The organism is Corallococcus sp. AS-1-12 (assembly GCF_020036995.1).
Lineage (GTDB): Bacteria > Myxococcota > Myxococcia > Myxococcales > Myxococcaceae > Corallococcus.
On sequence record NZ_JAIQDD010000029.1, the window covers coordinates 55,593 to 76,967 of the forward strand.

The window sequence follows — 21,375 nt, forward strand, 5'->3', positions numbered from 1 at the left end:
TAATATCCGCGCCGGACCTTTCGGCCCCGCCTTCCCTTGAGGGAAGCGCGGGGCCGTTCTTTTCTTCGGGAGCTTCAAGCCATGGGGACGTTCAAGCGGGTGGGCGCGGTGCTGGGCCTGATGGTGCTCACGGGTTGCGCGAGCACGGTGAAGAGCCAGCGGCTGCGTCCCGACTACGCGACGGTGGACCGGCTGCAGGTGAAGCGGCTGGCGGTGGTGACGCAGCCGTTCCCTCAAGGGCAGCAGTACATTGGCGACCTGTGGAGCCTCATCGCCCGGCAGTGGCTGAACCAGAACCGGGACTACATCGTGAAGGCCAACACGTCCCTCCCCGAGCGCCCCACGGACCCCACCTTCAAGGACCAGTGCGTGGAGGGCATCGAGGGCGTGCTCTGGCTGGACCCGGCGGTGAAGCGCGTGGGTGACGGCGCGGAGGTGGCGGTGCGCGCGCAGCTCATCCGCTGCCGCGACGGCCAGGAGGTGTGGGCCGCGGAGGCGGGCGGAAGCTGGGACTCCGAGGACAAGAAGTACGTGGAGCGCAAGGAGCAGTACGTGACGGAGCTGGGCCAGGAGGTGGAGCCCTACGTGGTGCCGTCCTACAAGCTGCTGGTGGCCACGCTGGACACGCTGCCCAATCCCGAACTGAACGACGCGGACAAGGACGAGAAGATCGACCTGGGCGAGTAGCCTCGCGGTCCGGTGGAAACCCACGTCCTCATCGGCAGGCTGATGCTCGCGACGCTGCTGGGCGGCGTGCTGGGCGTGGAGCGCGAGGCGCGCAACCAGGCCGCGGGGCTGCGCACGCACACGCTGGTGGCGCTGGGGGCGTGCTGCTTCACGCTCTCCAGCGTGTACACGGAGGAGCTGCTCCGGATGGGGGCGGACCCCACCGGCACGCGGGCGGACATCAGCCGCATCGCCAGCCAGATTGTGGTGGGCATCGGCTTCCTGGGCGCGGGCGTCATCCTGCGCCACGGGGAAGCGGTGCGAGGGCTCACCACGGCGGCGAACCTCTGGTTGACGGCGGCGGTGGGCCTGGCCTGCGGGCTGGGCCTCTACGTGGCGGCCGGCGTCACCGTGGGCCTGGCGCTCCTGTCGCTGGTGGTGCTGCGCCCCCTCTCCCGACTGCTGTCACCCGAGGCAGGACGGCACGGAGGAGGCGGGCGGCACGAGCAGCCGGCAGAGGGCAAGAACAGCGAGGACGGGCCCCCCACCGGTGAAGGGGAGTCCCGTCCCGAGTGACGCGAGCGGTGCGTGCGGACGCCCGCTACTCCATGGGCACCAGCGCGCCCGTCAGGTCGTGCGTGTAGACCACCGGCCGGTGCGGCGCGTGCGAGGCGTCTTCCATGTTGTGGCGCGCTTCATCGTCCAGGTCCAGCGCGCCCTCCGCCAGGATGGCGCCCGGGAGGCTGGCCAGGTCCCGGCGCAGGTAGACGTCGTCCCCGTCCAGGTCGTCGACCTCGGAGAAGCGCACCGGGTACTCCCGCTCGAAGATGCGCCCCTTGCCGATGGTGAAGCCGCGCGGATCCACCGCGACGATGCCGCCGAGCGCTTCTCCGTCCCGGTCCCGCACCACCATTCCCCGCTGAATGTCCGTTGGCTTGAACACGCTGCTGCCTCCTGCATTCGTGTCCGGCGAACGTGTGCACTCCGCCTGGAAACGGCGACCCCCTCCCCCCACGCATTCACGCGGGGGAGCAGGGCCTACACGGACTCAGGTTCAACATCACGCACCGGTGACAGCAGCGAGCCTTCCTGGCCGCCGCCGAAGCGCCGGTCCATCTCCGTGCGCACGAAGCGCTCGATCTCCTCCGCGGTCGTCAGCTCCATGGCGCCCTGGAGCATCTCCACCGCTTCGCTCCGGCTCACCCGGCGCATCAGCCGCTTCACCACCGGGATCTGCCCGGACGTCATGGACAGCTCGTCGAAGCCCAGCGCCAGGAGCACCAGGGTGAAGAGCGGGTCGCCCGCCATCTCGCCGCACATGGAGACGGGGATGTTCGCGGCCTTCGCCGCGTCCACGATGTTCTGGAGCATGCGCAGCACCGACAGGTGCAGCGGCCGGTAGAGGTACGCCACCTCGCGGTTCTGACGGTCGATGGCCAGCGAGTACTGGATGAGGTCGTTGGTGCCGACCGAGAAGAAGTCCGCCTCCTGCGCCAGCCGGTCCGCGATGGTCGCCGCGCTCGGCGTCTCCACCATGATGCCCACCGGGAAGCGCTTGCCCACCGGCACTCCCGCCCGCCCCAGCGCCGTGCGGCACGCCTCCAGCTCCGTGCGCGCCTCCCGCAGCTCGCTGACGCCGCAGATGAGCGGGAACATCAGCCGCAGGTTGCCGTGCACGCTCGCGCGCAGCAGGGCGCGCAACTGGACGCGGAACAGCTCCCGGTTGGACAGGCAGTAGCGGATGGCCCGCAGGCCCATGGCCGGGTTGGGCTCCTTCTCGTGCTTCGTCTTGCCCGGCACCTTGTCGCCGCCCAGGTCCAGCGTGCGGATGGTGACGGGGCGCCCGCCCATGGCCTCCAGCACCTGCTTGTAGGCGCGGTAGTGCTCCTCCTCCGTGGGCGCCGTCTTGCGGTCCAGGAACATGAACTCCGTGCGGTACAGGCCGATGCCCTCCGCGCCGTGCGCCAGCAGCGAGGGGATCTCCTCCAGGAACTCCATGTTGCCGTTGAGCCGGATGCGGAAGCCGTCCGTGCTCACCGAGGGCTGGTCCTTCGTGGCCAGCGCCAACTGCTCGCTCTCCAGGTAGCGGCGCTGCTCCTCGCGGAACAGCGCGAGCTGGTCCTCCGTGGGGTTCACCAGCACCACGCCGCGCGTGCCGTCCATGGCGACCAGGTCGCCCGGGGAGATCTGCTCGCTCGCGCGCCCCGCGCCCACCACCGCGGGCGTCTCCCGCGCGCGGGCGACGATGGCGGTGTGGCTCGTTTGTCCGCCCAGGTCGGTGACGAAGCCCGCCACGCGTCCGCTGCGAGCCATCATCGCGGCGTCCGCGGGCGGCAGGTCATGCGCGACGACAATGGCCTCCGCGGGCACCTCCACGTCTTCGTCCACCACCTGGCCCATCAGGTTGCGGATGATGCGGTCGGCCACGTAGTCCACGTCCGAGCGGCGCTCGCGGAAGTACTCGTCCGGGATGTTGTCGAAGAGGTGCTTGATCTTCCGGGCCGTGCGGCGAACGGCCCACTCCGCGTTGATGCGGTCCTCCACGATGAGGCGGTTGACCTCGTCCACGAGCATGGGGTCGTGGAGCATCAGCCGGTGCGCTTCCAGGATGAGGGCGTGGTCGCTGCCCTCCGTGCGCGTAATCTGGTCCTTCAACTCCGCGAGCTGGCGGTCGGACAGGTCGATGGCGGTCTTCATCCGCATCCGCTCGGGCTCCACCTCCGCGTCCGCCAGGCGCAGCTTGGGCGTGCGGATGCGCTTCCTGTCCAGGATGAAGGCATGGCCCACCGCCACGCCCGGGGAGGCGCCGATGCCCGTCAACCTGAGTGTAGGGGTGGCCTGGCTGCTCACGGTTCTCCTGACCTCACGGGGAGTCTAACGCCCCTTTGGACGCTCACTGCGCTTCGCCAAACCGGTCCTCGATGAGCTTTTTCAATTCGGACAAGCAGGCCTCGGCGTCCTCGCCCTTGCAGGTGAGGGTCACCTGGGTGCCCTGGGCCGCCGCGAGCATCAGCACGCCCATGATGGACTTGGCGTTGGCGCGCTGCCCGGAGGCCTTGATGAAGACCTCGCTCTTGAAGCGATTGGCCACCTTGACCATCTGCGCCGCGGCCCGGGCGTGCAGCCCCAGCGCGTTGATGATCTCGAAGGTTCCCTCGGCTTCACTGGCCATCGTGCGACTCCCGCTTCACTCGACTGTTCGTACTCACAGAAAGGCTCCCGCCGCGCAGGCCAATCCCGCCGCGACGTAGAGGACCACGTAGGTGGGGACGCGCCGGTTGACGAGCACGTACGCCAACACGCCCACCGCCAGGCACCCCACCGCCAGGAACGGCGCCCACGTCCCGCCCGCCGTCGCCCCGAAGCTCACCGCCAGCCACGCGGCCAGGCCGCCCGCGCTCGCCGCCGCCACGCCCCGGAGCCGCGCGCCCTTGGCGGGCAGGTTCACCCGCGCCACGGCCTCCACCAACCGGTCTCCCAGACTCAGGCCCAGCCAGTACAGCCGGATGCGCAAGAGCAGGTGCACCAGGTTGTACAGCACCAGGAAGAGCGCCACCGCCCAGACGCCCAACAGCGGCACCATGGCCGCGCACAGCCCGCCCACCGCGGGCTTGAGGGACAGCCAGAAGAACCCGTCCCCCAGCGCCGCGAGCGGCCCCATCAGCGCCGCCTTGAAGCCCACCACCCGGTCCGGCGTCTCCTCCCCCCGGGCAATCTTCTGTTCGTGGTTCACCACGCCGCCCACGATGGCCGCCGCCACGTAGGGGTGCGTGTTGAAGAAGACCAGGTGCCTGCGCACCGCCGCCTCGCGCTGCGGGCCCGGCGGGTACAGCTTCGCCAGCGCCGGGTACACCGCGTACGCGAGCCCCAGGTTCTGCATGCCCTTGGGGTTCCACGACGCCTGGAGGAAGAGCGAGCGCAGGAACACGCGCAGGAGCGTGCCCCGCGACAGCCGCACGGGCGGCGTGAAGGCCGGCGCGGCGGCGGGAACCGGAGGCGCGGGCGTGGGCGTGGGCGTCGAGCTCAAGGCCGCTGCTCCTGCAACTGCACCAGCACCACCGCCGCGGTGACGGCCGCCGCGGCCAGGCCCGCGTACAGGGGCGCGCGCTTCGCGTGGCTGGACTGCGCGGCGATGGCCGCCGCCACGGACGCCATGGCCGGGTACGCCCACGCCAGGCCGCGCACCATCCCGTGCGGCAGCGCCACCATCAGCGGCTCCAGGAAGTAGCCGGCCATGGCGCACGCGCCGGTGATGGCGCCGTAGGCCGCGAAGTGCGGCCACATGCCCCACAGGTTCTGCCGCATGGCGCGGTGGAGGTTGCCGGCCTCCGCGGACGCCAGCGCCACGCGCGCGAGCCGGGCGGAGTAGCCCTCCAGCAGCCGGTCCAGCCTGCGCCCCACCCGCCCCAGCCCGATGAAGAGCAGCACGGCGAGCGACCAGATGGCCGGCGTGGAGCCCGCGCCGGTGGCGGCGGTGAGGGTGGCCGCGGCGGCGGCGGTGCCGGTGGCCGCGAGCGTGTCGTTCTCCGGCAGGGAGGCGCCCAGGTTGGCGGTGCCCAGGTAGAACAGCTCCAGCAGCATGCCGACGGACAGGCCCCCGCCCACGTCGCCCAACAGGGCGCCCATGAACGTGGCGGCCACCAGGGGCCGGGACAGCATGGCCTGGAGGAACGCCTTGCGCTCCACGGCCACCAGGCCCCCCCAGAGACACGCGAGCGCCACCTGGGTCCAGCCGACGTTCACCGGCTCACCCGGCCTTCGACCAGCGCTCGGTCAGGTCCGGCAGGTCCACGGACTTCTCCGCGGGCACGGCGCGCGCCTCCACGCGCACGCCCTGCGCGGACAACTGCTGGAGGGCCTGCAGCTCCCCTTCCGCCAGGAAGACGGACGGCGACACCTGCCGCCTCCCGGTGCCGAAGTGCACGTTGCCCAGGTTGAGCTGGTCCATCACCAGCCCGTGCTGGAAGGCGAAGGGCACGGAGGCGACGTCCCTCAGGAGCACCAGCGTGCGCACGCCGTCCCTGGACAGGGCGGCGAAGTCCACCTGGGCCAGGGGGAGGATCTGCACCTCGATGGCGCTCTGCACGGCGAGCGCCATGGCGGCACGGATGAGGGGACTGGAGGCCGCCTCATCGTCCGCCACCACCACTCGGGACACCTTGAGGTGGGGGAGCCAGGCTTCGACCACCTGACCGTGGATGAGGCGGTTGTCGACGCGGACCAGGGTGATCACGACAGTCTCGAATCGCCGACCCGTACGGGTCCGTCAAGTTCGCGGCTGCTGCTGGGCCTCGCGAAGCAGGGCGGATGCACAGGTGATGTTGCGCTGGCCGTACGACGCCAGCTGGTTGGCCATGTCCGACAGGGCCATCTGCTCCGAACGGAGCGAGTTGGCCTTCAGCAGCATGGGCAGATTGACGCCGGCCAGGACTTCCAGATTCATCCGCTGACACATCATCAGCGATTCCTTACAGGGGGTCCCTCCGAAGAGGTCGGCCATGATGATGACGCCGTCCCCTTCATCCACGGCCTTCACCGCCTGCTTCATCTTGGCGCGGAGGTCCTCGACGGGAGCCCCCGGCTCGATGTTGCAGGTGGCCACGGCGGGCAGCTTGCCCACGATCTGTTCAGCGGTAGAGACAAGCTCATCCGCGAGACGCCCGTGCGATGCGATGACGAGGCCGACCATTGATCACCCCTGAGCCACTTCCCGGGAGATTTGCGTCCTACGCCCATCAACGACCGGACGCAACTCCGGCGAAGTTTTCCGCCTGCACCTGGGAACCGCTGCCCCAACCACTTCGCTTCGAAGGTAAGGCGACTGCGCCCACCATGCCTGGAATTTCAGGTCCGGGGAAGGGACACGGTGTCGTCTGCCGGACGGGGAGCCGGGCGCGGTCTCCCCACGCTAGAGGAGATGCGCGGTGTGGCCCCGCGGTGCGTGCCCCGCGGGACGAGGCCGGTGTCCCCGCTCGGTGGGTAGGGAGCCGGCCGTGCCATCGCGCGGGAGCGGCGGTATCACCTGGGAATCCCAGGAGGGCCCGCGAGGTCCACCGGTACTCGGGGCGCGCCGGGTTCTGGGGACCCGTTACATCGGGTGCGGTGTCTCAGTGGACGACCAGGCGAGCCCTCTGCTCGGCGGGCCGGATGCGCGCGGTGGCGCCGGCGCCGAAGGTGAGGAAGTCCTCCTCCATGCCGTCGCTGAAGATGACGCCGCCCTGGGGCATGCGGGACTCGAGCACCAGCTCCTGCTCGGCGGTGACGAATCCGCCGACGAGGTCCGCGCCGGAGTGACGGCTGACGAAGGGCTCGCGCACGACGAAGGCGAGCCGCGCGTCCTCCCAGCCGAGCGTCCAGGGCTTCCCCGGCGTGCCGCCCGTGCAGCGGGTGAGGCCCCGCGCGAGCGCGAACACGGAGGACAGCCACCCGCTGGAGCCCGCGCCCGTGGACACGAGCACGCCGCTGGAGGACTGCGACTCCTCCTTCCCGCCGTGGCGGAGCTGGTAGCGGGCGGACACGTGCGTGCGCGCGCCGATGAACAGGTCATTGAAGGCGAGCAGCCGCTGGCCGTCCTGGAGCCGCGCCTCCGCGAGCTGCACCTCGCGCAGCCTCGCGCGGCCCTCCAGGGTGCGCTGCACGGCGGCCCGGGCGTCGCGCGGGAGGAAGGGCAGCAGCACCCCGTCGAAACGGTCCGGATCCGGGTTCACGCCCACGAGCGGCTGGCTGCCCACGTACTTGGCCACGTTTGCGACGAGCCCGTCCTGCCCCACCGCCACCACCACCTCCTTGCCGGTGAAGAGGAAGGTGGGCACGAGCGAGCGGTCCACCTGCTGCACCGGCAGCCCCACATCCAGCCGCGAGCGCAGGCCGTCCACCGCGCGGCGGTAGACGTCGTCCTCCGCCTCGAAGCCGTGGAAGTCCTGGCCGTTGTGCTCCACGTAGAACTTCGCCTGCTTCTTCGTGTTGAAGCGGACCACCAGGTCCGCCAGCCGCGTCTTGCGCGTGACGAGGACGACCTTCTCGAACATGGCGTGACTCCTTCCAGGGCCTTCAGCGGTCGAAGTGCTGCACGTCCGCGCGGCCGGGCTTGTTCGGCTTGGAACCCGAGCGGGGTCCCGGGTTCGGGCCCACGTCCGAGGGCAGGAGCGAGCGCAGCAGGTCCGGCGACACGTTGAGCTCGCCGATGCGCTCCGCGTTCTCGCCCATCTCGCGGAAGGCCAGGGCGATGTGGAGCGCGGGGTCGCCGCCGTTGGCGGACGTGGCCAGCAGCGTCTTCCAATCCACGTTCTTCACCGGCTCCAGCGTCTTCTCCAGGGTGTACGCGCGCGCGTCCGCGGACTGGCGCTCGTTCTGGGCCCAGCGCTCCATGAGGGCGGCGCGCTGCTCCTCCACCGCGATGTCCGCGGCCATCTTCGCCTCGCGAATCTGGCGCTGGCGCTCCTCCACCACCAGCTCCGTGGCCAGCTCGCTCTCCTTGATGCGGCGCTCCTGCTCCACGGCCGCGTTGCGGCGGGCGTAGATGGCCTCGTCCGCTTCACGCTGGAGGGCCTCGCGCGCGGCGGCCTCCAGGGCTCGCGCCATCTCCGGCGTGGGCTGGATGGAGAGCACGGAGAAGGCCATCACGTGCACGCCCAGCGACTTCACGGACTCCGCCTCCGCCAGCGCCGCGAGCACCCGGGCCTCCAGCAGGTCGGACTGCACCAGCACCTCGCGCAGGCTCAGGGACTGCACCACCGCGCGGGCGCGCACCTGCGCGGCCTGCACCAGCCGGTCCGCCAGCTTCTCCGGGTCCTCCGAGCGGTGACGGCCTCCCGGGGTGAGCGAGTAGTCCAGCAGCCCCGCCAGCCGGCGCGGGTCCTCGACCCGGTACGTCAGTTGCCCCTGAATCGTCACCGGCTGGAAGTCGCGGGTGACCTCGTTGAAGGCGAACGGGACGTCCGCGCTGGACAGGGGCACCGCCACCAGCGTCGTCGCCGGCTTCCAATAGAGGAACGACAGGCCCGCGCCCTCCCGGACCACCTCGCCGTCCCGGTACTGCATCACGTACGTGGTCGGCGTTGACTTCATGTATCCGATGAACATCCGCGAATCCCCCTCACCTGCCGTGGTGGTTTGTGTAACTTCGACACCATCTTAGTGTCCTCCATACACGTTCGCAACAAGGTGTGCGGGAAAGCGGTGTAGGTGGCGTGGATGCCGGTGGACGGGGTGGGCTTGGGCGTCCTTGAATCGGGGGCATGACGCGCAAGCTCGGGGAGCAGTTGATCCTGGATGGAGTGCTGACGCCGGAGGTGTTGTCCCGGGCGCTCGCGCGGCAGAAGGAGACGGGGCTGAAGCTGGGCGAGTGCCTGGTGCGGCTGGGCGTGGACGAGACGCCGGTGTTGCGGCTGCTGGCGCAGGAGCTGAAGACGCGCTTCGTGTCCACGGAGAAGCTGGCGCAGGCGAAGGTGGAACCGGGCCTGCTGGAGCGGGTGCCGGTGCGGCTGGCGGAGGGCTTCGACTTCATGCCGCTGCGGCTGGCGCAGGACGCGCTGTACGTGGCCATCTCCGAGCCGCAGCGGCAGCGGGCGTTGGAGGAGGTAGCCAAGACGGTGGGCGTGGCGCAGGTGCTGCCGTTCGTGGCGGTGCGCAGGTCCATCCGCGCGGCCATCCGCAAGCACTACTACGCGGACGCGCACGCCTTCGAGCACCCGCCGGAGGACCTGGCGTGTCCGCACTGTGGCGCGTCGTGCAAGCCGGGGGACTTCCAGTGCGCGCGCTGTGAATTGCTGCTCGTGAGGAGCGTGGAGGACCTGCCGCCGCGGGACAACGTGTCGCTGGTGCGCGCGCTGCTCACGAAGCCGGAGCAGACGGGAGCGCGCGGCGTGCCGCGTCCGCCGCAGCAGGAGGCGACGCGGGTGGTGACGTTCCAGGCGCAGGCGAAGGCGAAGGGGCCGCCGGTGCGGCCGGTCATCGTGGCGGGGCTGGACCTGGTGAACCGGCCGCTGAGCCCGTTCGAGGCGTACGTGCTGTCGTTCGTGGACGGGCGCACGGCGCTGTCGGACATGGCGATGATCACCCAGGTGACGGAGCTGGAGCTGCGCGCGGTGTTCGAGTCGCTGTCGGAGCGCGGCGTGACGAAGCTGGTGGGCACGCTGGCGTCGGCGGAGGTGGCGTTCTCCGGAGATGGGACGCCGGTGTTCGGGCGGGGTGAGCCGAAGACCGCGCCGCCGGCTCCGGCCGCGAAGGTGGCGGCTGCCCCTGCGGCTCCAGCGGCCCGTGCCCAGGCTCCGCGGCAGGCGCCGATGCCTTCTCCCGTGGCTCCAGCGGCCAGGAAGGAGGACGCGCAGGAGGAGGTGCTCCAGCGCGTGGTGCGGCTGGAGCAGGCGGGGAAGATGGCGGAGGCGCTGGACCTGCTGGAGCGGAGCATCGGGCTCCTGCAAAAGCCCGCGCCGCTCTACAACCGCATGGGGATGATCCTCCTGAACCACCAGCGTGACTACGAACGCGCCAGTGCGTTCTTCCAGAAGGCCTCCGACCTGGAGCCGGAGAACAGCGTCTACACGATGAACCTGTACTCCGTGCTGGCGCTCACCGCTGAAGCCACGAACGCGGGACAGAAGAAGCCCCGGCGCTGAAGAGGTGCCCATGCCCTCCCCTTCCGAGTCGTACCTGCTGGACTTCCATGCACGCCTCGCCGGAGTGACCTCGCGGTGGTTCGCTTCCGCTCCGGTCGAGGTCGAGGGTGGGACGGCGCCTTCGAGCTATGCGCTGCTGGAGGCGGTCGTGCCTCACGATGCGCGCCCCCTGACGGTGCTCGACCTGGCTTGTGGGGATGGATACCTCCTGGAGCTGCTTGCCCGGAGGAAGCAGCCAGGGCTGTCTCTGCTGGGGCTCGACATGAGCGAGCACGAGCTTGCTGCGGCACGGGCGCGGTTGAACGGGACAGCGACGTTGTTCCAGGGACGGGCGCAGTCGCTTCCGTTCGGGGATGCCAGTGTCGACGTCGTGCTGAGCCACCTGGCGCTCATGCTGATGGACGACGTGGAGACCGTGCTCGCGGAGCTTCGGCGTGTGCTGAAGCCGGGCGGACGGGTGTCCATCGTCGTCGGGGGAGACCTGGTGCCGGGCAATGCGCTGGAGGTGTTCGCCGGGCTCATGAAGAACGCCGCGGCCGTTCCTCCCACGCGGCTGGGCGATGCGAAGGTCCGTTCCAGCGATGGGCTGCGAGCACTCTTCGCCGAGGGCTTCGTGGACGTCACGGTGCGGTCCCTCTCCGTGCAGGGGGATGGGCCCCCTCAGGAGGTCTGGGAGTCGCTGCTCACGACGTATGACGCGGACCGCTTGTCTCCGGCGGCACAGGCGTCACTCAAGGCCTCGTTCCTCCAAGCCGTGGAACCGCTGCGACGCTCGGATGGCAGCGTTCCGTTGCGGTGGGGCATGCGGCAACTGATGGCGACACGGGAGGTCCTCGCGACATGACGCTTCCCAAGAAGGGCACTCGCCGGGTTCTCTTCGGTGAAACCCATTACGATTGGCGCATCCGGAAAACGCCCACGTATGCCCAAGGCGTCAACGACTCCCCCATGCTCCTGGCGGTCCAGGCCAGTGAGGAAGTCCCGCGGAGCGTGCTCGTCGTCGACCTTGGCATCAGCCGGCCGGACAACTGGATGGCCCCGCATCAGACCGGCGTTACTCCGGGCATCGTTCGCGACGTCATCCGGCGGGCACTCGCGGCGGGGTGGAGTCCCCTGGGTGCGGGGCCTCCATTCCACTTCCGGTACGCCGTAGAGAAGGAGACCATCGGGACCCTCTTCCCGGTGATGCGCAAGCTGAACAAGCCCGTCAGCCGCGACTCCAGGCGTCCGGCATCACGCTGAATCGAAATCCTCATCACCCCTGCGGCGACCACGGGACGACGTGCAGCGTGTCGCCATCCTCCGTGGGCTTCGTCTCGTGGAGCGTCATCACGAGGGCACCCGTCGCCGCGTCACGCGTGTGATGCACGATGAGCGCATACGTGGGGACTCCGGGCATCGCTTCACCCAACCAGGCGTAGCCCTCCTCGGGGGTCTTCGCCTCCAGGACGCAGACCGTGGCGTGTCCCGTTTGCGACGCAGTGCAGAGCATCCGCATGTCCTCCAGCGTGCGCACCTCGTCCGCGAAGAGGAGGTCCGGGTCCTGCCGCAGGAATGAACGCAGCGCCTGCACCAGCTTCAGCTCCCCGCCCACCTTCACGACGCCGGTCGCACCTCCCGGTCCGCCCTTCGGCTCCTCCACCGCCGCCAGCGTGTGCACGTTGTCAGGCAGCGCATCCATCACGGCTCGCAAGGTCGTGCTGCGGCCCGTGTTGGAGGCTCCCGTGAGCAGCACCATCCGGCCGTTGAACAGCGTCCTGTCCAGGCGGCTGAAGAGCCCCTGGAGGAACGCCGCCGCTTCGGCGGAGAGCGGGAGGCTGGAGATGCTCGGGTACGCCTGACGCGCCTCCCGGTCCCGGGCCAGCGCCGTGGTCCAGGTGCCCAGCGCGTCTTCGCGGAACGACACGCGGAACTCGAGGTCCGGATCCGCCGCGCCCGCCGGGAAGGTCGCGCGGCCCCGGTCCGGCATCACCGGATCCGCGCCCCGCTTCGCGTGCTCCGCCAGCGCCTTCCCCAGCGGCCGATACAGCTCGTACGCCAGGGGCTGACGCACCGGCACCCGCTCCGCCCCCAGCAGCCCCACGCGGTCCGGCGAGTCCTTCTCGATGAAGTACAGCGTGATGCCCGCGTTGAGGACCCGGCCGCCCGTCTCCGCCCGGGCTTCTTCGCCGCTGTCGTCCTCGTCCTCGGCGCGGTCCGTGTCGTCCGCCGCCCAGACGGAGAACATCGCCGCGCCCGTCCGCCCCGCGACGTCGAAGAGGGCCGCCGCCAGGGCTTCCGGCGTCCTCGGCGATACGGCCGTCCCAGAGGGCGCCCGCCCCGACTCCTCCAGCTTCTGGAGCAGGCTGGCGAACACGGCTTCCGGCGTGGCGGGCGCTTCGGACTTCGGGCTCGGAGTCGTCATGGGCGCGGACCATGGCATGGCGTCTCAAGCCCCGGCCACGGGGGAAACGGAACCCCGGGCAACCCTCTCCTCCTTGGAAACCGGTACGGCTGCCGGCCTGCCTTGAGGACGGGCGAGAAAGCCCCACGGTAGGGGCTCCCCTCCAGCGGGCGCTTGGGTAACATCGCTTGATGTTCAGGCGTCTCACCAACGCGCTGCGACGGCTGTGGCTCCGCCCCTCCGAAAGCAGCCCCCCGGACCGGCAGAGCCTGCCCGGCGGTACCGAACCCACCGTCGCCTCGCCCCGGCGCTCCCGCGCGTCGGTCGCGGAGGAGGCCTCGCCTCCGGTCCGCACCAGCCGCCCGCGCCGCCCGGCCGTCCGCATCGTCGCGCACGGGGCCGCCCCGCACGTCAGCAACCGCAAGACGTCCCGCCGCGCGGGCGTCACCCCCCCGCGCTTCTACGACCTGCACGACGACTTCCGCGCCCCCGGCCGCTGGGAGCCCGGCGACCCGCTGGACCTGGAGGACAAGGTGGTGGGCGACGTGTGGATGTTCACCGCCGGGCGCCCCGTGGACCCGCCCGGCCCCCTCCACATCCCCAACGAGCAGCGGGCCGCGCCGCTGGACTTCAGCCTCGCCGGCGCCGGCCTCACCCCCGTGGTGCACCCGCGCGTCGCCGCCGTGTTCGCGCGCCTGGCGCCCGAGGACGTGCAGCTCATCCCCGTGCACATCGAGGGACAGCCGGAGCCGTACTTCCTCGTCGTCGCCACGCGCCTCATCCGCTGCGTGGACGAAGCCGCCTGCCTGGAGATCCACCGCTATGGCCCCGGCGACGGCATCCCCGCGCGCGTGGGCCAGTACCGCTCCGTGCGCGGCCTGCGCATCGACCCCGACCCGGTGGGCCGCGCCCGCGTGTTCCGCCCCTGGGGCTGGCCCGTCACCCTCGTCGTCTCCGAGGTCGTGAAGGAGGCCCTGGAGAAGGAGGGCGTCACCGGCGCGCGCTTCACGCCCGTGACGGACACCCGGCACTGAAGGCTCCGGAGCCGGGCCGGACTACTCCTTCTCGATGTCCCGGTCCCACAACTGCACGCGGCCGTAGTCCGCGGACAGCCGGCGCACCATCTCCGCCGCCAGCGCCACCGAGCGGTGCTTGCCGCCCGTGCACCCCAGCGCCACCGTGAGGTACGCCTTGCCCTCCTTCTGGTAGCGCGGGAACAGGAACCGGCAGAGGTCCACGACCTTCTCCAGGAACGCCTGCGTCTCCTCGCGCTCCAGCACGTACCCGGACACCTTCGGGTTCTTGCCCGTGAGCCCCTTGAGCTCCGGCACGAAGTACGGGTTCGGCAGGAAGCGCACGTCGAAGACCAGGTCCGCCTGCGGCGGCACGCCGTACCGGTAGCCGAAGGACATGATGGACAGGCTGGGCCCCGTCGTGGGCTCCGGGCTGAAGCGCCCCTGCACCATGCGCTTCAGGTCGTGCACGTTGAGCGCCGACGAGTCGATGACCTGGTCCGCCAGCTCCCGCAGGTCCTTGAGCGCCTCACGCTCCCGGTGGATGCCCTCCGCCACCGTGCCCTCCGGGGCCAGCGGGTGACGGCGGCGCGTCTCGCTGAAGCGGCGCATGAGGCTGTCGTCGCTGGCGTCCAGGAAGAGCACGTCCACCTGGTGGCCCGCGCGGCGCACGTCCGCGAGCACGCGGGGCGCGTCCTTGAGGAAGACGCCCTCACGCGCGTCCATCACCAGCGCCATGCGCTCGATGTTGCCGCCCCCCGCCAGCTCCGTGAGCTTGGGCAGGAGGAGCACCGGCAGGTTGTCGATGCAGAAGAAGCCGGCGTCCTCCAGCGCGCGAATGGCGGTGGACTTACCGGAACCTGACATGCCGGTGATGACGATGATCTGCTTCGCGGGGGCGGTCACTCGACCTCTTCTCCCAAGGTGCGGCGCATCGCCCCCTGGGCGATGGCTCGATTGAGTCGCTCGGCGAACTCTCGCGCCGAATGGTGGCCCTGAAGCTTCAACAGTTGGTTGCGCGCGGCCACCTCCACGATGGTGGCCATGTTGCGTCCAGGACGCACCGGGACGACCGACAGGGGGATGTCCACGCCGACAATCTGCAGGTGCTTGTCCTCCACGCCCAGGCGGTCGTACTCCTGGTGCGGATCCCATTCCTGCAGCTCGATCACAAGCTCAATCTTCTTCTGCTCCCGGACGGCGGACACTCCGAAGAGGTCCTTGATGTTGATGATGCCCAGTCCGCGAATCTCCATGTGGTGCTTGATGACCGGGTTGCCCGCGCCATAGACGGCCCCCTTGCGCCGGGTGACGTCCACGATGTCGTCCGCCACCAGCCGGTGGCCGCGCATCACCAGGTCCAGCGCGATTTCACTCTTGCCGATGCCGCTCTTGCCCAGCAGCAGGATGCCCACGCCGAAGACGTCCATCAGCACGCCGTGCAGGCTGCTGGACTCCGTGAGCGCGTCCTCCAGGAAGCTCTGCACCCGCTGGATGAACTCGCTGGAGAGCAGCGGCGTCTTCATCAGCGCAAGGCCCGCCGCCTCGCAGGCGTCCACCAGCGCGCGCGGCACGTCCAGCGCCTTGGTGACCACCACGCACGCCAGGTCCTCTTCGCTGAAGAGCTTGGCCAGCGAGGCGTGCTGCGCGTCCTCCGGCAGGGTGGCCAGGTAGGAGATTTCGGTGTTGCCGAAGACCTGGACGCGGTGCGGGTGGAGGTGCTCCGTGAAGCCCGCCAGCGCCAGGCCGGGCTTCTGGATGCGCGAGGAGTCCACCGTGCGCGCCAGCCCCTGGGTGCCCGCCATCAGGGTCAGCCGCAGGTCGTGGCCCTGGTCCTCGAGGAGCTGGGAGATGCGAATGGATTTCATCGTCAGGACGTGGATATCACCCACCGGCCTCCGGAGGTGAACCGCACCGTGTCCGCCGTCCCCCCCGCCTCCCCTACAACCGCCCCCGGGGGCGGTTCCGGAGCTCCAGGCGAAGCCCCCTTCGAGCGCCGGCTGGGCCTCCTCCTGCTGGGGGGCGTGCTCGTGCTGGGCGCGGCCCTGCGCCTGTACCGGGCGCTCCACGACGACGGCATCTACTGGCCGGACGAGGTCTACCAGAGCCTGGAGCCGGCCCACCGCCTGGTCTACGGCTATGGGCTCGTCGCCTGGGAGTTCGTCCAGGGGGCCCGGAACTGGGCCCTGCCCGGGCTGGTGGCGGCGGTGCTGGGGCTGGGGCGGATGGTGGGGCTGACGGACCCGGCGGGCTACCTGTCCCTGGTGAAGGGCTTCTTCGCGCTGGTGGGCGCGGCGACGGCGTGGGCCACGTGGCGGCTCGCCCGCGCGTGCGGGGCCTCCACGCTGGCGGCCTCCGGCGGGGCGGCCCTGTTCGCCCTGGCGTCCGTGCCGCTGTACTTCGCGCCCCGGGCCATGAGCGAGAACGCCTCCGTGCTGCCGGTGGCCCTGGGCCTGGCCCTGGCGCTGCCGCGGGCCGCGTCCCGGCGCGCGCTCGTCACCGGCGCGTCCCTGCTGGGGCTGGCCGTGCTCCTGCGGCTGCAGAACGGCGTCTTCTGCGCGGGCCTGGTGGCGGTGCTCCTCTGCCGGCGCCAGTGGCGGCAGGCGGGCGTGGCGCTGGCGGTGCTGTCCGGGTGGGCGCTGGCCTTCGGGCTGCTGGACAGGCTCACCTGGGGGCGGTGGTTCCACTCGGCCATCGTCTACCTGGACTTCAACGTGGTGCAGGGCAAGGCGGCCCAGTGGGGCACGGAGCCCTTCGAGTACTACCCGCGCGTCCTGCGCACGGCCATGCCGGTGCTGACCGTCTTCACGGCCGCGCTGGCCGTGCTGGCCGTGCCCCGGGCGTGGGGGCTGTCCCTCCTGGCCGCGGCCTTCTTCCTCCTGCACGCGAACCAGCCGCACAAGGAGCTGCGCTTCCTGGTGCCGGTGCTGCCGCTGTTCGCGGCGCTCGCGGGCGTGGGGCTGGACTCCGCCCTGCGGCTGCTGCGCGGCGCCCCGGCGAGGGCCACCGCCACGGTCGCGGTGGTGGCGGGGGCGCTCCTGTCCGGCGCGGGCGCGGGCGCGCTCACCTTCGGGGACGTGGGCCAGTACGAACGCGTGCGCCCCAGGGACAGCGCCTGGGACGACCAGGGCCCCGTCAACCGGCTGCTGGAGGCGGCGGGCCGGCGCGACGACGTGTGCGGCCTCAAGGTGGAGGCGGTGCACCTGGCGTGGACGGGGGGCTACAGCTACTTCCACCGGAAGGTGCCGCTGTATCCCCACACCGGCCCCGGACGGGACTCCGGCCGCTTCAGCCACGTCATCACCCGGGCGGGCTTCGAGGGCGCGGGCACGCTGCTGGTCCAGGACGGCCCGCTGGCGCTGGTGAAGCTGCCCGTGGCGGACTGCACGCCGGACCCCGGCTACTCGTGGCGACTGCCCTGAGCGGGACAGTTGGGACACGGAAGACCCTTCCTGCGCCACCTGCGGGTTGGTAAGCCACGGCCATGCCCGAATCCGACTGCCTCTTCTGCAAGATTCGCGATGGCCTCATCCCGGCGAAGGTCGTCTACCAGGACGAGAACTGCCTGGCCTTCGAGGACATCAACCCCCAGGCCCCCACCCACGTGCTGTTCATCCCGCGCAAGCACATCCCCACGGTGAACGACATCACGGTGGAGGACCGGGAGCTGGTGGGCAGCATCTACATGGGCGCGGCGAAGGTGGCGCGCGAGCGGGGCTTCGCGGACACGGGCTACCGCGTGGTGATGAACACCCAGCGCGACGCGGGCCAGACGGTGTTCCACATCCACCTGCACCTGCTCGCGGGCCGCACCCTGCACTGGCCGCCGGGCTAGCCGGCTTCCGGGCTGGCTTCCGGGCTGGCCACGGGCCGTCCGCCCCGGCGGAGTGACACGCGCTCCGGGGCGCCGGGTGCTAGCGTTCCCGGGCGCGCGGCCCGCCCTTCTTCCAGGGTGGGCCCGCCCGTCATGTTCAGTTCCCAGTCGTCACCCCAGTCCCGCCGTGCCTACTCCCGCCTCGCCGTCCTGCTGGCCTCCGTGGCCGGCGTGGTCAACGCCATGGGGTTCGTGGCGCTCGGCTCGCATGCGTCCCACATGTCCGGGAACATGGCCATGCTGGGCGAGTTCATGGCCCAGGGCCGCTGGGACACGGCGCTGCTGCCCGCGCAGTTGATGGCGCTGTTCGTCGCGGGGGCCTTCTGCGCGACGGGGCTCCTGGATGCCTCGCGCCACCGCACGCGGGGCCGGCACGTGGCCGCGCTGCTGCTGGAGGTGCTGGTGCTGGGCGGCGTGGGCGTGGGCATGGCGTCCATGCCGGGCACGCGCGCGCCGGTGCTGCTCTGGGGCATCGCGTTCGCCATGGGGCTGCAGAACGCGCTCGTCACGCGGGTGTCCGGCGCGGTGGTGCGCACCACGCACGTGACGGGGCTGCTCACGGACATCGGCATCCAGTTGGTGCAGATGCTGGCCTGGGTGCGCGACGGCATCCGCGGCGAAGGCGCGATGGGGCTGTGGAGCCGCGTGAGGGACCTGCCCTCCGCCGTGCAGTTCGAGCGCACGCGGCTGCACCTGGGCCTGGCGCTGGCGTTCCTCGGGGGCTCCACGCTGGGCCCGTACCTGTTCCTGCGCCACGGGGCCGTGACGCTGGCGCTGCCGTGCGCGGTGCTGGGCGTGCTGGCCGCGCTGGACGTGCGGCTGACCGTGAAGCCCTCGCCGCCGCCCCCCGACGGGCCGGGCCGCTAGGGCGACGCGGGCTGGACCACGGGCGGCACGGACGGGCTCCGCGGGGCCACGGGCGCGTCCGCGACGTTCGGGTCGGCGACGGCGCGCCCCTGGTTCATGGGACGCAGTGCCTGGAGCACGCTGCTGCGCTCGTCCGTCCAGACGTACTCCGGCTCGCCGCGCAGCACCAGCCGGCGCACGCGCGCCCGGCCCTGGTGGAAGGTGGAGCCCCAGAAGAACTCCGGGTCCCGGCTCAGCAGCATCCACGAGCTGGCCACCGCGTCGCCGTCGCTGTCGCGCGCGACGAGCGCCGCGGCCAGGCCGGAGGCCCGCGCGTGCGCCAGGCTGATGGGCACCAGGTCCAGGTGCTGGTTGCTGATGTGCAGCGCCAGCACGCCGTGCGGCGCCAGGTGCTGGAGGTAGAGCGCCACCGCCTCCTTCGTGAGCAGGTGCACCGGGATGGCGTCCGAGCTGAAGACGTCCAGCGCCAGCACGTCGAACTGGCGCGAGCCGTGCTCCAGCTCCTTCTCCAGGGAGATGCGCGCGTCGCCCTCCACGACCTCCACGTGCGCGGGCGTGTCCGTCAGCGTGCTGAAGAAGCCACCCTGGCCCCGGGCGAGGTCGATGATGTCGGGGTTGATTTCATAGAAGCGCACGTCGTCCCCGGCGGCCATCAGCGTGGCGCTGTTGCCCACGCCCAGCCCCAGCATGCCCACGCGCAGGCCGGTGGGCAGCCCCAGCGCCTGCCGCCACCGGCGCTGCTCCGCGAGCGCGAGCCCCAGGCCGGCGTCCTTCGTGTAGTACGCCGTGGGGAGGTTGCGGCGCTCCGGGCGGATGTACTGCCAGCCGTGGGTGATGGCGCCGTGGCGCAGGACGTACTGGTGCTGCTGGGGGTCGTTGGGCGACAGCTCCAGCACGCGCACCACGCCAAAGAAGTTGCGCGCGGCGAAGCGCACCCGCCCCAGGTCGGAGAGGACGAGCACCGGCAGGTGCACCGCCACCCCCACCAGCAGCGCCCCGCGAAAGAGGCGCTGCCCGCGCGCCACCGCGGTCTCCTCCTTCGGCTTGCGCATCAGCCCCGCGAAGGCCACCGCGCAGCACGCGGCCAGCGCCAGCGGGTGCTCCCAGTAGGTGGTGAAGAGGGCGGGCGCGACCAGGTTGACGAACACGCCGCCCAGCACGCCGCCCACGGACACCCAGAGGTAGAAGGCGCTCAGGTAGCGCGGGGCAGGACGGCGCCGGTACAGCTCGCCGTGGCACACCATGGCGCCCGTGAAGAGGGCGGACGCGTGGAAGAGCACCTGCCACCCCAGGCCCAGCGCGGGGCCCTCCTTGTGCGCGTACGTCACCAGCACCACGGAGGCGATGAGCCCCACCGAGTACGGCGTGCGCGCGTAGAAGGACTCGCGCGAGAAGGCCAGGATGAAGGTGATCAGGTACACCGCCAGCGGCATCACCCACAGGAAGGGGCCCGCCGCCACGTCCTGGGAGAGCTTGTTCGTCGTGGCCAGCAGCAGCACCGACGCGCACGTGCTCAGCGCCAGCCACGTCAGCGTGCGCCCCACGCCCGGGCGCAGGGACGCCGATGCCGTGGAGTCCTCTTCGGAGACCGCCTCCGCGCTCGCGCTCGTGGAGGACTCGGGGGCGTACGTCGCGGGGGCTCGGCGCAGCAGGTCCCGGGCGCAGGCGAGGATGCAGAGGACGAAGAGGACGAAGCCCGCGGCCCAGCCCCACGCCTGCGCGCTCCGGCCCACCCAGGGCTCCACGAGGAACGGGTAGCCCAGGAGCGCCAGCAGCGAGCCCGCGTTGGAGAGCGCGTAGAGCACGTAGGGCGAGCGCTCCGGCCTCGCGCGCGCGAACCACGACTGGACGAGCGGGCCGGTGGTGCTGAGCACGAAGAAGGGCAGGCCCAGCGTCGCGGCCAGCATCCGCATCAACCGGAGCACGGGCAGGTGGTCGTCCGCGGGGCGCCAGCCGTCCCCCGGCGCCAGCGGCGAGCCCGTCCACGAGGCCCGCGCCGCGAGCGCCGCCAGCGCCACCACCAGCAGGCCCAGGTGCAGGGCGACCTGCGCGCGCGGGCGCAGCCGGGAGGCCACCGCGTGCGCGTACGCGTAGCCCGCGAGCAGCACGGCCTGGAAGAACAGCATGCACGCGGTCCACACCGCGGGCGTGCCGCCGTACCACGGCAGCGCGTAGCGGCCCGCCAGCGGCTGGACGCCGAAGAGCAGGAAGGCGCTGGTGAAGATGGCGAGCGCGTAGCGCACCATGCGGCCTCGGGGGCGGGGGGAAGACGCACGGCGTAGGGGTCCCGCGCTCCGGGTGTTTCCCGCCAGGGCGACAGTCTTGTCAACACGGGCACGTCCCGGAGCCCGGCGAGCGACCGGGCGAGCATCCGTCGGCGTGGGTGGGTGGCCCCGGGGGACAGCGTTCCTAACTTCCCGGACGGACAGGCGCGGGGTTGGTCGCGCCCGAGGGGGAACACATGACGGGCTTCAAGCGCGCGGTGGGGTTGGGACTGCTGGTGGGTGGCGCCCTGGGAGGCTGGGGCTGCGGCAAGGAGTCGCCCCCGGAGGAGACGCGAGCGTTCCAGGACCCCGTCCAGCTCCAGCACCGTTCCCGCGCCGAACCGGCTGGAGAAAGGGCGGGCAGCCCGCTGCGCGACACCTCCAGTGAGGAGGGCGGCGGCAAGCCCTACAACAGCAACAGCCGGAGCTCGCTGGGCGGCGGCACCGCGGCCCCCAACCGGATGGAGGGGAACACCGGCCTGGGGCAGCAGACGGGCGGCAGCCGGGAGCTGGGCACGGGGCTCGCGGAGAGCTACCGGGGCACGGCCTCGGAGGGCACGGGCGGCTCCGGGCTCGACGCGGGCACCGGTGGCTCCGGGCTCGATGCGGGCACGGGCGGCTCCGGGCCCGGCGCGGACAGGGAGATGATGGACGCGGGCACCCGGCGTTGAGGCACGCCCCTGGCGAAGGC

Annotated in this window: 23 protein-coding genes; 10 read left to right on the top strand and 13 right to left on the bottom strand. The window is 71.4% G+C overall.

Annotation, left to right across the window (positions count from 1 at the left end; translation table 11 throughout):
- Positions 1 to 81: 81 nt before the first annotated feature.
- Positions 82 to 687 (top strand): MXAN_6521/LA_1396 family lipoprotein, encoded by a 606-nt coding sequence (locus tag K8556_RS32110; protein ID WP_223743923.1) that lies wholly within the window; start codon positions 82 to 84, stop codon positions 685 to 687.
- Between the two features lie 12 nt (positions 688 to 699).
- A complete protein-coding gene (locus K8556_RS32115; protein WP_223743924.1) occupies positions 700 to 1,242 on the top strand; it encodes an MgtC/SapB family protein in 543 nt (180 codons plus the stop codon).
- A gap of 25 nt (positions 1,243 to 1,267) precedes the next feature.
- On the opposite strand, the gene K8556_RS32120 is transcribed toward K8556_RS32115, so the two are convergent.
- From K8556_RS32120 to K8556_RS32160, 9 genes are all read right to left on the bottom strand, one after another.
- Positions 1,268 to 1,609 carry a hypothetical protein gene (locus K8556_RS32120; protein WP_223743925.1) on the bottom strand — a complete coding sequence of 114 codons (342 nt, stop codon included), beginning with the start codon at positions 1,607 to 1,609 and terminating at the stop codon, positions 1,268 to 1,270.
- A 95-nt stretch (positions 1,610 to 1,704) separates the two neighbouring features.
- The gene (ptsP, locus tag K8556_RS32125) at positions 1,705 to 3,516 is read right to left on the bottom strand and encodes a phosphoenolpyruvate--protein phosphotransferase (protein WP_223743926.1); all 1,812 of its coding nucleotides are present in this window, start codon (positions 3,514 to 3,516) and stop codon (positions 1,705 to 1,707) included.
- 43 nt (positions 3,517 to 3,559) lie between these two features.
- Positions 3,560 to 3,838 carry an HPr family phosphocarrier protein gene (locus K8556_RS32130; RefSeq protein ID WP_120561227.1) on the bottom strand — a complete coding sequence of 93 codons (279 nt, stop codon included), beginning with the start codon at positions 3,836 to 3,838 and terminating at the stop codon, positions 3,560 to 3,562.
- 33 nt (positions 3,839 to 3,871) lie between these two features.
- Entirely contained in the window at positions 3,872 to 4,624 is a 753-nt protein-coding gene (locus K8556_RS32135; RefSeq protein ID WP_370639999.1) for a PTS system mannose/fructose/sorbose family transporter subunit IID, read from the bottom strand.
- 65 nt (positions 4,625 to 4,689) lie between these two features.
- Positions 4,690 to 5,409 (bottom strand): PTS sugar transporter subunit IIC, encoded by a 720-nt coding sequence (locus tag K8556_RS32140; protein WP_223743928.1) that lies wholly within the window; start codon positions 5,407 to 5,409, stop codon positions 4,690 to 4,692.
- 4 nt (positions 5,410 to 5,413) lie between these two features.
- Positions 5,414 to 5,899 carry a PTS sugar transporter subunit IIB gene (locus K8556_RS32145; RefSeq protein WP_223743929.1) on the bottom strand — a complete coding sequence of 162 codons (486 nt, stop codon included), beginning with the start codon at positions 5,897 to 5,899 and terminating at the stop codon, positions 5,414 to 5,416.
- 33 nt (positions 5,900 to 5,932) lie between these two features.
- Positions 5,933 to 6,355, bottom strand: coding sequence for a PTS sugar transporter subunit IIA (locus tag K8556_RS32150; RefSeq protein WP_014399911.1), 423 nt, complete (start codon positions 6,353 to 6,355; stop codon positions 5,933 to 5,935).
- A gap of 418 nt (positions 6,356 to 6,773) precedes the next feature.
- Complete coding sequence (locus tag K8556_RS32155) at positions 6,774 to 7,694, bottom strand: NAD+ kinase (RefSeq protein WP_223743930.1); 921 nt, start codon at positions 7,692 to 7,694, stop codon at positions 6,774 to 6,776.
- A 22-nt stretch (positions 7,695 to 7,716) separates the two neighbouring features.
- Complete coding sequence (locus K8556_RS32160) at positions 7,717 to 8,748, bottom strand: SPFH domain-containing protein (protein ID WP_370639998.1); 1,032 nt, start codon at positions 8,746 to 8,748, stop codon at positions 7,717 to 7,719.
- 155 nt (positions 8,749 to 8,903) lie between these two features.
- Here K8556_RS32160 and K8556_RS32165 point away from each other — a divergent pair, with 155 nt between their 5' ends.
- The 3 genes from K8556_RS32165 to K8556_RS32175 are packed head-to-tail and all read left to right on the top strand — an operon-like array spanning position 8,904 to position 11,525.
- On the top strand, positions 8,904 to 10,283 hold the full coding sequence (locus tag K8556_RS32165) for a general secretion pathway protein GspE (RefSeq protein ID WP_223743932.1): 1,380 nt from the start codon (positions 8,904 to 8,906) through the stop codon (positions 10,281 to 10,283).
- 10 nt (positions 10,284 to 10,293) lie between these two features.
- Positions 10,294 to 11,127: a class I SAM-dependent methyltransferase gene (locus K8556_RS32170; RefSeq protein ID WP_223743933.1), complete on the top strand. Its 834-nt coding sequence runs from the start codon at positions 10,294 to 10,296 to the stop codon at positions 11,125 to 11,127.
- Positions 11,124 to 11,525 carry a hypothetical protein gene (locus tag K8556_RS32175; protein WP_223743934.1) on the top strand — a complete coding sequence of 134 codons (402 nt, stop codon included), beginning with the start codon at positions 11,124 to 11,126 and terminating at the stop codon, positions 11,523 to 11,525. The genes K8556_RS32170 and K8556_RS32175 overlap by 4 nt, the downstream gene beginning before the upstream one ends.
- 13 nt (positions 11,526 to 11,538) lie before the next feature.
- Here the strand turns inward: K8556_RS32175 and K8556_RS32180 are convergent, their stop codons facing one another.
- Positions 11,539 to 12,687 carry an ATPase, T2SS/T4P/T4SS family gene (locus tag K8556_RS32180; RefSeq protein ID WP_223743935.1) on the bottom strand — a complete coding sequence of 383 codons (1,149 nt, stop codon included), beginning with the start codon at positions 12,685 to 12,687 and terminating at the stop codon, positions 11,539 to 11,541.
- Positions 12,688 to 12,857: 170 nt separating this feature from the next.
- Here K8556_RS32180 and K8556_RS32185 point away from each other — a divergent pair, with 170 nt between their 5' ends.
- On the top strand, positions 12,858 to 13,700 hold the full coding sequence (locus K8556_RS32185) for an imm11 family protein (protein ID WP_223743936.1): 843 nt from the start codon (positions 12,858 to 12,860) through the stop codon (positions 13,698 to 13,700).
- A gap of 21 nt (positions 13,701 to 13,721) precedes the next feature.
- On the opposite strand, the gene rapZ is transcribed toward K8556_RS32185, so the two are convergent.
- On the bottom strand, positions 13,722 to 14,585 hold the full coding sequence (rapZ, locus tag K8556_RS32190) for an RNase adapter RapZ (RefSeq protein WP_223743937.1): 864 nt from the start codon (positions 14,583 to 14,585) through the stop codon (positions 13,722 to 13,724).
- Positions 14,582 to 15,547 carry an HPr(Ser) kinase/phosphatase gene (gene hprK, locus K8556_RS32195; protein WP_223743938.1) on the bottom strand — a complete coding sequence of 322 codons (966 nt, stop codon included), beginning with the start codon at positions 15,545 to 15,547 and terminating at the stop codon, positions 14,582 to 14,584. Before hprK ends, rapZ begins: the two co-directional genes overlap by 4 nt.
- A 9-nt stretch (positions 15,548 to 15,556) precedes the next feature.
- Here hprK and K8556_RS32200 point away from each other — a divergent pair, with 9 nt between their 5' ends.
- From K8556_RS32200 to K8556_RS32210, 3 genes are all read left to right on the top strand, one after another.
- On the top strand, positions 15,557 to 17,101 hold the full coding sequence (locus K8556_RS32200) for a hypothetical protein (protein ID WP_223743939.1): 1,545 nt from the start codon (positions 15,557 to 15,559) through the stop codon (positions 17,099 to 17,101).
- Positions 17,102 to 17,163: 62 nt separating this feature from the next.
- The gene (locus tag K8556_RS32205) at positions 17,164 to 17,514 is read left to right on the top strand and encodes a histidine triad nucleotide-binding protein (protein WP_223743940.1); all 351 of its coding nucleotides are present in this window, start codon (positions 17,164 to 17,166) and stop codon (positions 17,512 to 17,514) included.
- 132 nt (positions 17,515 to 17,646) lie between these two features.
- The gene (locus K8556_RS32210) at positions 17,647 to 18,420 is read left to right on the top strand and encodes a YoaK family protein (RefSeq protein ID WP_223743941.1); all 774 of its coding nucleotides are present in this window, start codon (positions 17,647 to 17,649) and stop codon (positions 18,418 to 18,420) included.
- Here the strand turns inward: K8556_RS32210 and K8556_RS32215 are convergent.
- Positions 18,417 to 20,666: a spermidine synthase gene (locus K8556_RS32215; protein ID WP_223743942.1), complete on the bottom strand. Its 2,250-nt coding sequence runs from the start codon at positions 20,664 to 20,666 to the stop codon at positions 18,417 to 18,419. The genes K8556_RS32210 and K8556_RS32215 overlap by 4 nt on opposite strands.
- Positions 20,667 to 20,881: 215 nt before the next feature.
- Between K8556_RS32215 and K8556_RS32220 the strand changes: the two genes are divergently transcribed.
- Positions 20,882 to 21,355, top strand: a complete 474-nt coding sequence (locus tag K8556_RS32220; RefSeq protein ID WP_223743943.1) for a hypothetical protein — start codon at positions 20,882 to 20,884, stop codon at positions 21,353 to 21,355.
- Positions 21,356 to 21,375: the final 20 nt, after the last annotated feature.